We start from the raw sequence: 12,515 nt of genomic DNA on the forward strand, positions 1-12,515 counted from the left end.
ATTGTAAATCAGGTTGTAGGCGAAGAAACGCTGATTGGTCAAATCATTGAGCGGCAACGGTAGGGCCACATCCAGAGGGGTCTGAAAGAAGATGATTGTTAGGCTGGCGATGGTTAAAAGGGCCAAAACGAATATGGTCCCATCTTCACCCATCTTCTTGGCCCTGAACTCGCGAAGGAACTTGTAGGCGTGGAAGAGGGCAAAGATATCGGATATGCTAACGACCAGGCGGGAGAAGTTGTTTATGCCGGTTAACGCATTTAAAAAGCGAATTGTGTCCGGAAGGACGACGATGAATGAGATGGTTGAATAGAAGAAAATATAGGCGACGTATCTCTTTCACATGTCGCCTCTGGCCCTGCTTGCTTCCCGTAAGGCGTAAGTGGTGCCTATGATATACGGTATGGGCAAGAGAAGTTCGAGCCCGAGCGTCATTTTTTCTCCGTCAATTAATGGAATAGGAGATACGAACAGATTCTAACTTATTATCGGACGTTTTGTAATCGTTGAGAAGGGCTTAGTAATTTCAAAACTTTTGGCGAGGATTTAGGTCAGGTAATTATCGAATAGTTTGTTTGCAGGTTCGATCAATTCGGACGGGATGATATCGTAATTATCCCTCTTTTCGACGGCTAGTCTCTCCTTCGTTTTCAAGGCGCCCTTAAGAGCTCTCTCCATGATGGCGGCCGCAAAATACTCAGCCTCTCTTTCGAGGTCCTCATCGAGGTCGGTTCGGTTGAAATATTCGTTCAGTTTGGAGGTTTTATGCCCCAGGATGATGTGGGCGCACTCATGAAAGATGATATGCTGCTGATGAAGCCAGGAGGTATTCTCCTTGAAGAGCAGCACATATCCCTCATCCGATCTTGCCATAAGGCCCGTGTGACACGGCGGCATCTCCAAAGATGCCGCCGTGATCTTTAAGCCCTTTTTCTGTTCAAGCTTATCCATGAACTCATAGGCCGTAAAGCCCGCTTTCAGATCGAGTTCACTTAAAAGCTCCCCCGCCTGCCTTTGGAGCGACTGTCTGTGGGGCATCTTATCTCTCTGCTAGCTCCTGAGCCTTTTCGACCATTGTCAAGATGAACTCTTTATTCTTCTCATTGAGTTCGAGAGTCCTTAGCGCGATCTCTTTAACCTTGGGGTCGGCGATTATCTTTTCGATGCGGTCATCGATCTTGAAAAGCTTTTTGGGATCCTCGTCGGTGAAGAAGAAAGAGGGTGCCACATCGAAGAACTTGGCCAATGCCTCGATCTTCTCGCGGCTCGGGTTGTCCTTCTTGCCCTTCCTCAAGTTCCAGACATAACTTGGAGAGAGCTTGCCATCTGTTCCCCTGGCCACCTCCTCGTACTTGTACTCATCCCCATTTGGGCTGAGCTTGCTCGAGAAGAGGAAATTGATCTTGTCGGTAATGTTGCTCATGGTTTCCGTCCTTTCTTAGTTTTTGTTACCTTATGATTTAATCAAATTTTGTAATAAATTTCCATACCTTTTACTGATTTTTACTACTTTTTGAGAAATACGCTTTTAAAGTGGCCTTATTCCATAAGCTAATTTCGGATATCCTATCTTCTCGCAGATGAGAGTATCTTTATCCGGGTGATAGAATAGTAGCCAAGAGCCATGATTTCTGAGGCGGCGACGATGTGCGGGCGGAAGGAATGGGCCGAGCAGGGGTGCTTGCTTTACCAATCTTCATGTCGATATGCTGCTTCAAAGAAAAGTATATCTCCTCTTTAGAAACAACTTTTTAAAGATCAGAAGGGACGCCCTCTGCTGTGGGCACCCGAGCGAGCCGGATTTTTGAAGGGCGCAAGAGGACGCCGGGCGGCGGACTTGATATAATACTTCGAGCAATCCGTTTTGAACCAGTTTGCTCTAGGCTTTGCGCAATCGTAAAATATCATCCTTTAAGGTGGTTTAAAGTTTGAAGGCTATTCATCTTCTCGTCGTTGTGGCGGTCCTCTCCCCAATAAAGCTATATCTTCTCCTTAAGGCGGGCCGCAATGATGGGAAGGGGCAAAGGACCATCAAGGCAAGCCTATTCTCCTTCGGTCTTGCCCTTATATCCTTGATAATCATTCCGCTCATTCTGCTTATCATGGGCTATATTTCCAAAGAGGCTCATCTCTTGATGGTTGGCCTCTTCGCTTTGGTAATCTTGTCAATAATATATCTATCTAGAAAGGCGCTTTAAGATGGGCCTGATACGGCTCGAGGGTCTGACCAAAAAATTCAATGGGCCTACTGCGACAGGCGGCGTAAGCTTCGAGGTCGAAGAGGGCGAGATCTTTGGCTTTCTGGGGCAAGGCGGGGCCGCCCATGACGACGACCATCTCGATCTTGGCCACCCTACTCAAACCGACATCTGGCCAGGCCTTCATCAATGGCTTCAATATTTCAAATCAGCGAGATGATGTGCGCCGCCCTATCGGCATCGCCTTCGCCTCACTCATGGAGGATATGCACGGCTTTCAGCTCATCATGAACTTCGTCATCTTTCCCATTTTCGGCCTCTCGGGGGCGATGTTTCCCATAAGCTCGCTGCCAGAAGGCCTGAGATTCTTAACCTATCTCGATCCCTTGACCTACGGCGCTATCGGGGATTTGGGCCGGGCTCCTCGGTTCCTCTCAGATTCCGCCTTTAGTCTGCCTGTCGGTCCTTATCTCTTTTTCGCTTGCGACGATCGCCATCGGCGGCTTTCTCTTCAACCGGATGAAGATATAGTCAAAACCTCTCATTTTGACTCATTCCCGCGCATCATCTATCTTTATGAGGGGGGATGAAAGTTTGGGCGGCCCGGTTCTTGCGACCATAAAATTTGTTGGCATCAGCCTTATAATAATCTTGTCCGGAGCAAAGATGGCCAGATACGGTGACTTCATCGCCGATCATCTGGGTCTTGGCGGCCTCTGGATCGGGGTGGTCTTACTCGCCACCGCAACTTCACTGCCCGAACTCATCAGTGCGATCGGGGCCGTGACCATCGTCAAGGCACCCAATATCGCCGTCTCCGAGCTCCTCGGCTCCTGCATCTTGAATCTAAGTTTAATACCTTTGATCGGCTTCGCCTCAAAACGCGGTCCCAAAATATCGCCCAAGTTCGAGCGGGGCCACTTGATAACGGCCAATTTCGGGCTGCTCCTCCTAGCTGTCGTGGCCGTCTTCATCGCCGTCGAGGGGATCATATCGCTCTCAATTTTTGGGATCGGTCTCTATACCCCGGCTATCTTTCTCATATATCTGGTTGGAGTGAGGCGAGTTTTCATTGCCCAGAAACTCTATGGCCGGCCGGGACGGGACTTAAGCGACGAGAGGGTTCCAAGGAGACGGGCCTATCTCTTCTATGGTCTCTACGCGGTCATCGTGGTGACAGCCTCCTTTTTTTTGGCCGCCTCGGCCAAGGAGGTGGCCGCGGTCAGCGGCCTTGCCGAAAGTTTTGTCGGAGGTCTCTTCGTCGCCCTTACGACCTCGCTTCCCGAGGCGACCGTCCTCTTTACGGCGGTCAGAATCGGGGCGATCGATCTGGCCATCGCAAACCTTCTGGGCAGCAACATCTTCAACGTCTTCGTCTTGGCCCTGGTCGATCTGGCTATTCTTGACGGTTCACTTCTCGGCCTGGTTGCCCCAGTCCACATGATAAGCGCCCTCATCGCCATCTTGATGACGGCCTTGGTAAGTCTATCCATCTCATCCAAGCCGGGCTTTAAGTGGCGGCAAGCCTGGATAAACTCCCTCATCGCCTCGCTCTTTTTCGTAAACCTCGTTTTCCTGTTTGGGGCCGGCTGAGGATCATTCGAAGTAGCCGATATTATTTGATAGAATATTCATTATCTAAAAGGAGGCGGCCGTGAACGATTTCTTCTGGATCATCATCATCATCTCGATCTACATTCCCATGATCAAACGAAGGATGCTCGAGATCAAGCGGGCTCAACTCATTCGCTCCATCGAAAGGAAGCGAGGATCGCGTCTGATAACCATGATCCATCGTCAGGAGTCCTTAAGCCTCCTCGGCTTTCCCTTCGCCAGATATATCGACATCGAGGATTCAGAAGCTGTTCTTCGGGCCATCCGCCTGACCCCGGAAGATATGCCGATAGATATCGTCCTCCATACTCCGGGCGGTCTGGTCCTAGCTTCCGAGCAGATCGCCTGCGCCCTAAAGAGACATAAGGGCGCGGTTACGGCCCTGGTACCCCACTACGCCATGAGCGGGGGGACGCTCATAGCCCTTTCGGCCGACAAGATTGTCATGGACGACGATGCGGTTCTGGGCCCTGTTGATCCTCAGATCGGCGATCCCATCAAGGGAAGCTATCCGGCATCTTCGGTCTTGAAGGCCCTAGAGGAGGAGAATCCCAACCGTGATGACGTCACCCTGATGCTTGGTGATATCGCTGGCAAGGCCATCGAACAGGTCAGGCAGAAGGTTTACGCCCTCGTAAAGGACGACGTTGAGGAGAAGAAGGCACTGGATATCGCAAAGAAGCTCAGCGAAGGTCATTGGACGCACGACTATCCCATCTCGCTTGAAGAGGCTAAGGAGTTGGGTCTGCCGGTCGAAAACGGTCTTGCCACCGAGATATACGAGCTCATGGACCTCTATCCCCAATCGGGCCAGAGGCGCCCCTCGGTTGAATACATCCCCATGCCCTACCATCCATCCGCCCCGCCCGCCAAAGAGAGGAAGAGCTAGAAAAAGGTGCCGACCTTGAAGATTCAGGTCATACAGAGCATACCGGAGAATCTACTGGATGAAGTGACTGAGCTTCTTTTGGAGGCCTTTGCCCAAAAAGTCGCCCACGAGCTTAGGCCGCACTCGGATGAGCAGGCAAAGATGATCGTCAAAAGCAGCATAGTCCCCGACCTTGGCTGGGTTGCCCTGGATGAAAAAGGCAAGGTAATCGGGGTGATTGGAGTTGGCGCTTTTAGAAAGCCATTTTCCAGGGTCACTTTGGGGGCGCTTGTACGCGAGTTTGGGATTTTCGGGGCGGTTTTAAGGTGGCTTCCTTTCTTTCTTGAGGACCTATCCAGGGCCAAGAGAGGAGAGTGGCGGATCGAAGCCTTGGCGGTCAAAGATGGTTTTAGGGGGAGAGGGATCGGCACAGCTCTTTTGGAAGCGGTCATAGAGAGTGCGCGCTCTCAAGGGGTCAAGGTAATCAAGCTCGAGGTGGTCGATACGAATGAGGGGGCGCAAAAGCTCTATGAGCGGCTAGGGTTCAAGAAGGTGCGAAGCCTTAAGACGGGCTGGCTTACCGCGCCCGGCGGCTATCGAGCCGTCCGCTTCGTGCGCCTTGAGCTTTAGTCCGAAATTGATTCTTGGTTTGTGTCGATAAGCTTAATCCCACTATTTTTTCTAATGTAAAAATGAATGGTATCATTGTATCTTCGGCCTCTATGTTATATCTGTCGCTACGCCAAACCTGCTAAGGACTTTTCTGGTCAACAGGCTGATGGCCGAGATGCATAATGATGTGAATTTGTGGATGGGACTTCTGCCGGATACGATTCAATTAGTCATTGGGTTATTCTTGACCGTCAAAGCGGGCAAGATCGCCGGATTGCTCATGAGGGAAGGCGAGCGGGAGCAAGGTTGAGGGCTACCCGAGGAAAGCGATAATAGCTCTCGACAATTTGTTATTCATTACGATATATTATAAAATTTATCTAAAGTTTATTATGAATACGCTGATATCGATTAGGCGCTGGGGAACAAGCGAAGACGCTAGGAAGTGTTGCCAAAAAGATAGAGCGGTCTCGCTCATTCATCATCCAAAAGGCTCTGGAGTTATACATGGAGGACTTTGCAGATCTTCAGGTGGCGCTGCTCGATCGTTTGCACGATCAGACCGATCCCGTCATCTCCGCAGAGGAGATGAGGAAGTCGCTTGGCTTATGAGGTCTTCTATAAGAAGTCGGTCGGGCGCGATTTAAAGAGATTGGACAGGGATGATGCCGGCCGCGTTCTTGAAGAGATAGAGTTGGTGCTCGCAAAGAATCCAGAGTCAAATCCGACGCTTAAAGGGAGATTTGCCGGACTTCGCAAATTTCGAGTTGGCGACCACAGGGTCATCTATGCTCTTATGGAGGTCAAAATTCTTATCCTTAGGGTCGATCGCCGCCAGGATGTTTATAAGAACGAAGTTTAACCCGTGCTCCGCAGCTCCAATTAAAAATAAGAAGTGGCAGTAGATGGGATTTAGTTTAGAGAGACCGGTTTCCTTTCACTCCAACCTCAAACTACTCAAACCCTGCTCGTCCTCTTTGACGCTGATGACGTGCTCAAAGGAGTCCTTTATCTCTCCTACGTGGGTGATGATGAAGACCTGTTTGAACTGATTCAAGAGGCGGGTTAAGGCCCCTATGATGTTCTCCTGGCGGGCGCTGTCTTGGCTGCCGAAGATCTCATCCAGGACGATGAAGCCCGCGCCCTGGCCGCTCCCCTCTATCATCAGCTTGGAGATGGCGATCCGCAAACAGAGATTGGCAAGGTCTTCTTCGCCGCCCGAGAACCTGTTTATTGAAAACTTCTCACCGGCGTCATAGATCATCAGCTCATAATCCTCGCTCAACTCAACCTTGGCATACCTCCCTTCGGTTATTTCGGCAAATAGTGCGCTAGTCTTGGCTGAAAGGGCGGGGCGGATGCGGCCGATAAGGTCGTTTTTAAAACTTTCAAATATCCTTTTGAGCTCGCTCAGGCCCAGCCGCTCTTTTTTGAGAGCTGCGATCTCCTTTGCCAGTTTCTCGTTATCCTCAAGGCCCTTTTTCAATCGCTCCACTTCAGCTAAGTATAACTTCTTCTCGCCGCTGGCCTTCTCCAGCTCTATCTCGGCCTCGTTTAAGCTTTTGCGCACCGCCTCGTAAGCGCCCTCCTTGGCCGCGAAGTCTTCCTTGGAAAAACTGAGCTTTTTGCCCTCGCCCTCTATCTTTGATAGCTCTTCGGCCAGCTCTTTTGCTCTTTTAGAATTTGATTCGATTTCGGCAAGTATCTTGCCCAGTCTTTCTGTCTCCTTCTCGAGCTGGATGAACTCTTTGCTCAACCCCTCAAGCTCGATCGCTTTGGCCTTGAGGTCGGCATATTTTTCAGCGTCGAAGGCTTCGGTCTTAAGTTTTTTAAGTTTGTTCTCCAACGAAAGGAGGCTCTTTTTAAGCGACTCGGCCTCTTTGGCCTTATGCTGGATATCCCTCTTTTCCAGGTCTTTTTGCGAAATATCCTGGCCCGCCTTGGCTTGCTCCTTCTCGAGCCGGACTAATAGGGCCTTTGTCTCCTCAGCCTTAGCTTCGGCAAGCTTCATTTGCTCAGCCGCCGCGTCCATTTCCCCGCTTAAACTCCCCATCTCCTTGGCGAAGTGCTCCTCTATCTTTGCAAAATCTTCTCCGAGGGGACGCAGGCAAGTCGGACAATTGCTCTTAGGCCCCAGCTTTTCGATCGCCCCCCTTTCGCCCGCTAGCTCGCCTATCCGGCTCTTGAGGTGAGATATCTTGGCGCGCTCCCCTTGAATCGCTCCTTTTGCGTCGCTTAGGGCCTCAGTTGCGCCCTTGATCTCTTCCTCAAGGTTTCCCCGGCTATCCCTTAACTTGTTTAACGCCTCTTCGAGGTCGCCCGCTTTGATAAGGTCATTTTCAAGCTCGCTTAGGTGGGCGGTCAAATCATTCCTCTGAGTCATCAGCTCTTTGGCCAGCTTATCGTCGGCTTCAAGGCGGGCCATCTCATCGAGTTTCAGTCGCATCGCTTGGTACTCGGCCATCTTTGGCGCAAGCGATTTCAAGCGCTCCCCTTGGACCAGAAGCTCATCCCTTTCCGCCTGGAGCCCTTCGAGCGCATCGTTTGCCGTTTTAAGGTCATTCGTCTTTAAAGCGTAACCTTGGGCCAGGGCCGCGTGGGTCTCCCGCTTCTCCTTTAAGGCGGCAAATGCGGCGCCAAGCTCATCAAGTTCGGCCTTCAAGAGAGCCTTTTTGCTCGCCGCCTCTTCGACCCTTAAGGTGGCCGCCTCGAGGGCGTCCGTCTTGGCCTTTAGGCCGACGGCCAGCTCGTTTTCATCCAAAACCCGCTCACTTAAGGTGTCGGCTCTGGTTTTAGCGTCTCGAAGGTCGGCTCTTAGCATATCCAAGGCCCGGTCGATGTCGTCGATGCCGAGCATCTTGATGACGCGCATCTTCCTTTGGGCGGCTTGAAGATCGGAGAGGGCGTTTAATTCCTTCTGTTTGGCAAAAAAGCTGGTGAAGAAGGCTTCGCGGTCCATCCTTAGGGTCTTGGTGATGTACTCAAGCGAGGCGTTGGTCCCTCTGGCCATCGGCTTCTTGTTGACGTGGATGGCCGCGTCTGAAGTGAGGCCAGCCCCCTTCATCTCTCTGACCACTTGAAAATGGTTGCCATCAAGCTCAAACTCCAAGATTACTTGGGTGATATCGCTGGGAGCAGCGCCTTGCCTCTTGATCTGCTCCTTGGCTGTCCTGGCCGCATCGGTCCCGTAGAGAGCCCAGCCGATCGCCTCGATCAGCGAGGACTTTCCGGCCCCATTGACCCCGACGATGCCGATTAGCCCTTCCGGGAACTCGATTAAGGCCGCCTCGTATCCTCTGTAATTCTTGAGCGAGAGGCTAATCAGCTTCAACTTGAGCAGCCGCCTTGTTTAAGTAGTTTTTTCCCGCCTTGAGCAGGTCATCTCGATTCAGTTTATTTGAGAGGGGGACTTTATCAAGATAATTTTCGAACTCTTTTACCAGGTTCTGGATGGCCCCATCCATCATCACCAGGGCGTTCTCTTCGCCGTCCACTTCGTATCTCATCTCGAAATGGAGGGCAGGGCCGGTCAAACGCTTAATCTCCTTGGAATCCAAAGAGGTGAAGGAGACAGGCGAGATATTTTTGATTTTGAGCCTCATTATCTTGCCCGAAATATCCTTATCTTCGACGGCCGCCCTAATGGCCTCCATGACTTCGTCTGGCCCCATATCGTGGGCATCAAGAGGTGCGATCTCCTCCATAGCTCTTATATTTAGCGGGTGAAATTTGGCCCTTGGGCCGGCCGGGGTGAGATCGACCTCGATGAAGCCCTTGTCTCCCCCAAGCTCATTGAAGCTGAAGCGCTCGGTCGAACCGGAGTAGTAGGCGTTTTCCAAAAGCTTGGCGTAGCCATGATAGTGGCCGAGGGCGATATAGTCGAAGCCCCCTTTGAGCTCGCTTTGATCCACGATCTGCTCGCCCGGCTCCTCCATGGAGAACTCCCTGATGCCGCGAAAACCGGCGTGGAGCATCAGGATGTTGTATTTGGCGCTTTGATCGGGAGCGGCCTCGGCCAAGGCCCGCTTGAAATCCTCTTCGGTCAAGCAGTGGGGGACGGCGTTGATGGCCACTTCCTTCACCATGAATTTTTGGTGGACCCCCTTGTAGGCCGGGTGAACGCCCCCGATGAGCTCAAAGATGCGAAAGACGCTGCCCACTTCGCGCATGCGGGGCATGGAGTGATTTCCGGCGATGATGACCAGGGGGATATCAGCCGCCTTTAGGCGCAGGATCTGTTCGAGCGCGAAAGAGATGGCCCGGTTGGATGGGCGGACGTTATCGAAGAGGTCGCCCGTGTGCAGGAGGAGATCCGGCTCAAGCTCGATTATGTTATCGATGGCTTTCGCAAAGGCGGCGTAGACGTCGAGCTCCCGCTGGTTGATGCCGCTTATCCCATTCAAGGCTGAGTATTTGGAGTGGCCGAGGTGGCTGTCGGAGAGGTGGATGAGCTTCACTTAAAAGAACCCCTCATCCGTCTTTACTTCATCTTTCTTTTGGTTTTTGCTGGAGGCCGCCGACTGGCGGCCTCCGCCAGAGGCCCATCCGTCTTTGGCTGAGGCGCCTGCCCTTATCCAATCCTCATAGAGGAAGATTTTGGTCGGCAGGGCGAAGGGGACCTCGGGCGAGGTTATCAGGGCTTCACCGGCCATGAGCGTCTGGATTTCACTCCCGAGGGCGCTTATATCGTGCTTGGCCGAGGCGCGCAGGATGTTTCGATCCCTCTCATCGGCAAGACCTAAGATAAAGAGGGTATTGAACTGGGACAGAAGTTCTTCATCGACGAGTTTAGGCTGTTGGGTGATGGCGCAGAGACCGGTCTTGAACTTGCGCCCTTCCCTGGCGATCTGGGCAAAGATTCCCAGGTTTTCGCTGGAGCGGCCCAAGACCCGTTGGGCCTCCTCCAAGACGATCAGGGTGGGGTGGACTTTATTGAACTCGGCCGGTTTCTGGTAGGCATCCTTGTTGGCCTCAAAGACGGCCCGGGTGATGACGGCGCTGATGAGGAGCTCTTCATCGGAGCGCATGTTGGAGGTATCGACCAGGACCAGTTGGCCCTGCTTCAAAGAGTGGATGATGTTTTTGGTTATCGAGACTGAAGCATCGCCGTGGATCGAGGAGAGGCGGCTCATATGCTCGGCCCGCCTCTTTAGGACGGCGATGGTTCCGATGTGAAAGCTGGACGCTCCTATCTCTTCCAAGACCTCTTCGGCCTCAAGGCTGGCCAGCGAGCTTAGCCAGTCGCTCCGGTAGTGGTGGCGGATGGAGTAGAGGGCTTCGATTTGGGGGCCGGAGAAGTTGTAAATCTGAAGCAGGTCGTCAATTTGAATCTCGGCCGCGCTGACTTTAAGCTGGTTATGTGGGCCGGAGAGCTTTCTCGTGCTATAGACTTTCAGCCTCTCATCGGCCAGGCGGGCATCGATCAAGCCCTTCTTATCGGCGTCCCCGCCGCCGTCGTAATACTCGCCGTGGGGGTCGAAGAGGAGAAAGCCATAGCGCCCGCTCTTTAACACTGAGGCGGCCAAGACCTTCATCAGGTTGCTCTTGCCCATACCGGTCGTGGCAAAGAGTCCGATGTGGTAAGGGAAGAGATTTCCGTGGATACCAACCGTAAAATCCAAAGCCTCTTCGCCGCTTCGAAGGCTGCCGATTTCAATATCGCCCATAAAATCCTTCAAGAAGTCGAAGTCCTCTTTATTTGGAGCCGAGACGCGCGAAAAATGGGAGGGGAGGCTCTTGGGTTTTAAGAAGCGGCCGTCCTTTAAAAGGCCGAGGGCTGCGCATTTGCCCATCTTATAGAGGCGCCGCTCTTTGTCGGTTAGGGCGGGCGACTGGCCTGCGCCGTCCAAGAGCATCATGTTTCCGGCCGTCCGATTCGTCCAATCGGGGTCGGCCGAATCGCTGCCGTACGATATATCCACGACGCGCAGGAAGTATTTAACCCCCTTCTCCTCGTCCTTAGCCACCAAGATATCACCGAGCGAGAGACTTTCGCCGTAGTAGGCGCGAAACTCGATGTTTAAGACACTTTTTCCGGTTATCCTGCCCTTATGCATGTGCTCCTCCTCCAGAGACGGATGCGTTAATTTGTGTCCAAGATATCATGGAAATTGCCAAAAAGTGCTTCCCAGTCGCTTAAAGGTACGCCCTCCTGTAAGGTCAGACCTTCCAGGCGATAGCGCAGGTCCTCCTTGTCGGCCGGTTCAATGCGCACCCGGTTGTGGACGGCAGCCAGCGGATAGGGGTAGCCTAAATAGACCGGATCGTTTGAGATAGATTGCAAGATGCCCATCACCTTGGCCGGCGGTCTCGTATCGAAGCGGTTGATGTCGATGCGAAAGGCGAAATCGGAGAGAGGGCTTAGCCTGGCTGCATAGACCGCTCCAAAATTTATGATGCTCTCTGCCCCCTCATCCAATCGGCTGAGCGGATAGAACCAGGCCTTATCCTTCTTTGCCCCATTTCCGATGGCCCCCGCCCGCTGGATTAGAGGGGCGTATTTGCCGAAAGAGAGCGAGCTCTTCTTGCTCACGCCGGCCAGAAAGACGCCCTTTTGGGCCGCTTTCTTAAGGATCCTCTCCAAGAAGGCGGGGGGGAGAAAATCGGTTGCCTTGAGCGAGCCGTCCATCAGGATGAGGTCGCCCTCTTGGAGCTCGCCCAAGGATTCTTCGGCCATCTGCCACTCTAAGAGCGTCCTTATCGCCCCCAAGATCTCACCGAAGGTGGGGAGGGCCACCGGGTCGCTTCCGGTCACTTCAAGGTGGATTTCCTTAAAGCGTTCAGTGGAAGTTTGTGGGCTCAGCGCCTCGACGGTTGGGGCCGAAATCTGCTCGCCTTGCTGCTCGCCGCCGAAAAAGGTCAGGCGGCCGAAGCGATAGACTCCAACGTAGAATGAGCCGCCATCGACTATCTTGGCCGAGCCGCCGTCTATGGCGACCGCCTTTATCGAATCGATGCTCTTCTTTACGGGCTCATCAAAGAGTTCTTCTTTAATATCTTTGTCTATCCTTAAGGGCTCGCTTCCGTCAACGCCCCGCTCGCCGCCAAAGTAAGCGGCCTCAAATAGGATCTCTTTTATCAGCCTTGCGCTCGCTTGCAGGCTCTCTTCCAAAGCATGGTCATTTATTATCATAGTGATAAGGATAGATGAGTTTGGAGAGGATTTGAAGGTTGTGCAAGCATTTGTGTGTAAATTCCTCTAGCCCACCCGGGCTGGCTCTTCC

Annotated in this window: 12 protein-coding genes and 1 pseudogene; 7 read left to right on the plus strand and 6 right to left on the minus strand. The window is 52.6% G+C overall.

Annotated elements, in window-relative coordinates; all coding sequences use genetic code 11:
- Positions 1–546: 546 nt before the first annotated feature.
- Together QMD53_06075 and QMD53_06080 are read right to left on the minus strand one after the other, a co-directional pair.
- Complete coding sequence (locus QMD53_06075; protein MDI6800212.1) at positions 547–1,038, minus strand: ImmA/IrrE family metallo-endopeptidase; 492 nt, start codon at positions 1,036–1,038, stop codon at positions 547–549.
- 1 nt (position 1,039) lies between these two features.
- Positions 1,040–1,423 (minus strand): helix-turn-helix transcriptional regulator, encoded by a 384-nt coding sequence (locus tag QMD53_06080; protein ID MDI6800213.1) that lies wholly within the window; start codon positions 1,421–1,423, stop codon positions 1,040–1,042.
- A gap of 505 nt (positions 1,424–1,928) precedes the next feature.
- On the opposite strand from QMD53_06080, the gene QMD53_06085 reads away from it, so the two are divergent.
- From QMD53_06085 to QMD53_06115, 7 genes and pseudogenes are all read left to right on the plus strand, one after another.
- Entirely contained in the window at positions 1,929–2,198 is a 270-nt protein-coding gene (locus QMD53_06085; protein ID MDI6800214.1) for a hypothetical protein, read from the plus strand.
- A 236-nt stretch (positions 2,199–2,434) separates the two neighbouring features.
- Positions 2,435–2,729: pseudogene (locus QMD53_06090) on the plus strand (ABC transporter permease).
- A 63-nt stretch (positions 2,730–2,792) separates the two neighbouring features.
- Positions 2,793–3,791 (plus strand): hypothetical protein, encoded by a 999-nt coding sequence (locus QMD53_06095; protein ID MDI6800215.1) that lies wholly within the window; start codon positions 2,793–2,795, stop codon positions 3,789–3,791.
- Positions 3,792–3,852: 61 nt separating this feature from the next.
- A complete protein-coding gene (locus QMD53_06100) occupies positions 3,853–4,701 on the plus strand; it encodes a hypothetical protein (protein MDI6800216.1) in 849 nt (282 codons plus the stop codon).
- 15 nt (positions 4,702–4,716) lie between these two features.
- Entirely contained in the window at positions 4,717–5,310 is a 594-nt protein-coding gene (locus QMD53_06105; GenBank protein MDI6800217.1) for a GNAT family N-acetyltransferase, read from the plus strand.
- Positions 5,311–5,458: 148 nt separating this feature from the next.
- Positions 5,459–5,602: a hypothetical protein gene (locus QMD53_06110; protein MDI6800218.1), complete on the plus strand. Its 144-nt coding sequence runs from the start codon at positions 5,459–5,461 to the stop codon at positions 5,600–5,602.
- 291 nt (positions 5,603–5,893) lie between these two features.
- Positions 5,894–6,154, plus strand: a complete 261-nt coding sequence (locus tag QMD53_06115) for a type II toxin-antitoxin system RelE/ParE family toxin (protein MDI6800219.1) — start codon at positions 5,894–5,896, stop codon at positions 6,152–6,154.
- Between the two features lie 75 nt (positions 6,155–6,229).
- Here QMD53_06115 and QMD53_06120 read toward each other — a convergent pair whose 3' ends face one another.
- From QMD53_06120 to QMD53_06135, 4 genes are read right to left on the minus strand one after another with little or no spacing between them, the layout of a single operon-like run.
- Positions 6,230–8,623, minus strand: a complete 2,394-nt coding sequence (locus tag QMD53_06120; protein MDI6800220.1) for an SMC family ATPase — start codon at positions 8,621–8,623, stop codon at positions 6,230–6,232.
- Entirely contained in the window at positions 8,610–9,749 is a 1,140-nt protein-coding gene (locus QMD53_06125; GenBank protein ID MDI6800221.1) for an exonuclease SbcCD subunit D, read from the minus strand. Before QMD53_06125 ends, QMD53_06120 begins: the two co-directional genes overlap by 14 nt.
- Positions 9,750–11,348 carry an ATP-binding protein gene (locus QMD53_06130; GenBank protein MDI6800222.1) on the minus strand — a complete coding sequence of 533 codons (1,599 nt, stop codon included), beginning with the start codon at positions 11,346–11,348 and terminating at the stop codon, positions 9,750–9,752.
- A 26-nt stretch (positions 11,349–11,374) separates the two neighbouring features.
- Positions 11,375–12,424, minus strand: coding sequence for a DNA double-strand break repair nuclease NurA (locus tag QMD53_06135; GenBank protein ID MDI6800223.1), 1,050 nt, complete (start codon positions 12,422–12,424; stop codon positions 11,375–11,377).
- Between the last annotated feature and the right edge of the window lie 91 nt (positions 12,425–12,515).

The organism is Actinomycetota bacterium, assembly GCA_030017835.1.
Classification (GTDB): domain Bacteria; phylum Actinomycetota; class Aquicultoria; order UBA3085; family Oleimmundimicrobiaceae; genus Yes70-04.

Bases quoted from the DNA above. Each gene is read 5' to 3' on its own strand.
- QMD53_06130 (MDI6800222.1), bottom strand. From the start codon at position 11,348: ATGCATAAGGGCAGGATAACCGGAAAAAGTGTCTTAAACATCGAGTTT.
- QMD53_06075 (MDI6800212.1), bottom strand. From the start codon at position 1,038: ATGCCCCACAGACAGTCGCTCCAAAGGCAGGCGGGGGAGCTTTTAAGT.
- QMD53_06135 (MDI6800223.1), bottom strand. From the start codon at position 12,424: ATGATAATAAATGACCATGCTTTGGAAGAGAGCCTGCAAGCGAGCGCA.
- QMD53_06110 (MDI6800218.1), top strand. From the start codon at position 5,459: ATGGCCGAGATGCATAATGATGTGAATTTGTGGATGGGACTTCTGCCG.
- QMD53_06080 (MDI6800213.1), bottom strand. From the start codon at position 1,423: ATGAGCAACATTACCGACAAGATCAATTTCCTCTTCTCGAGCAAGCTC.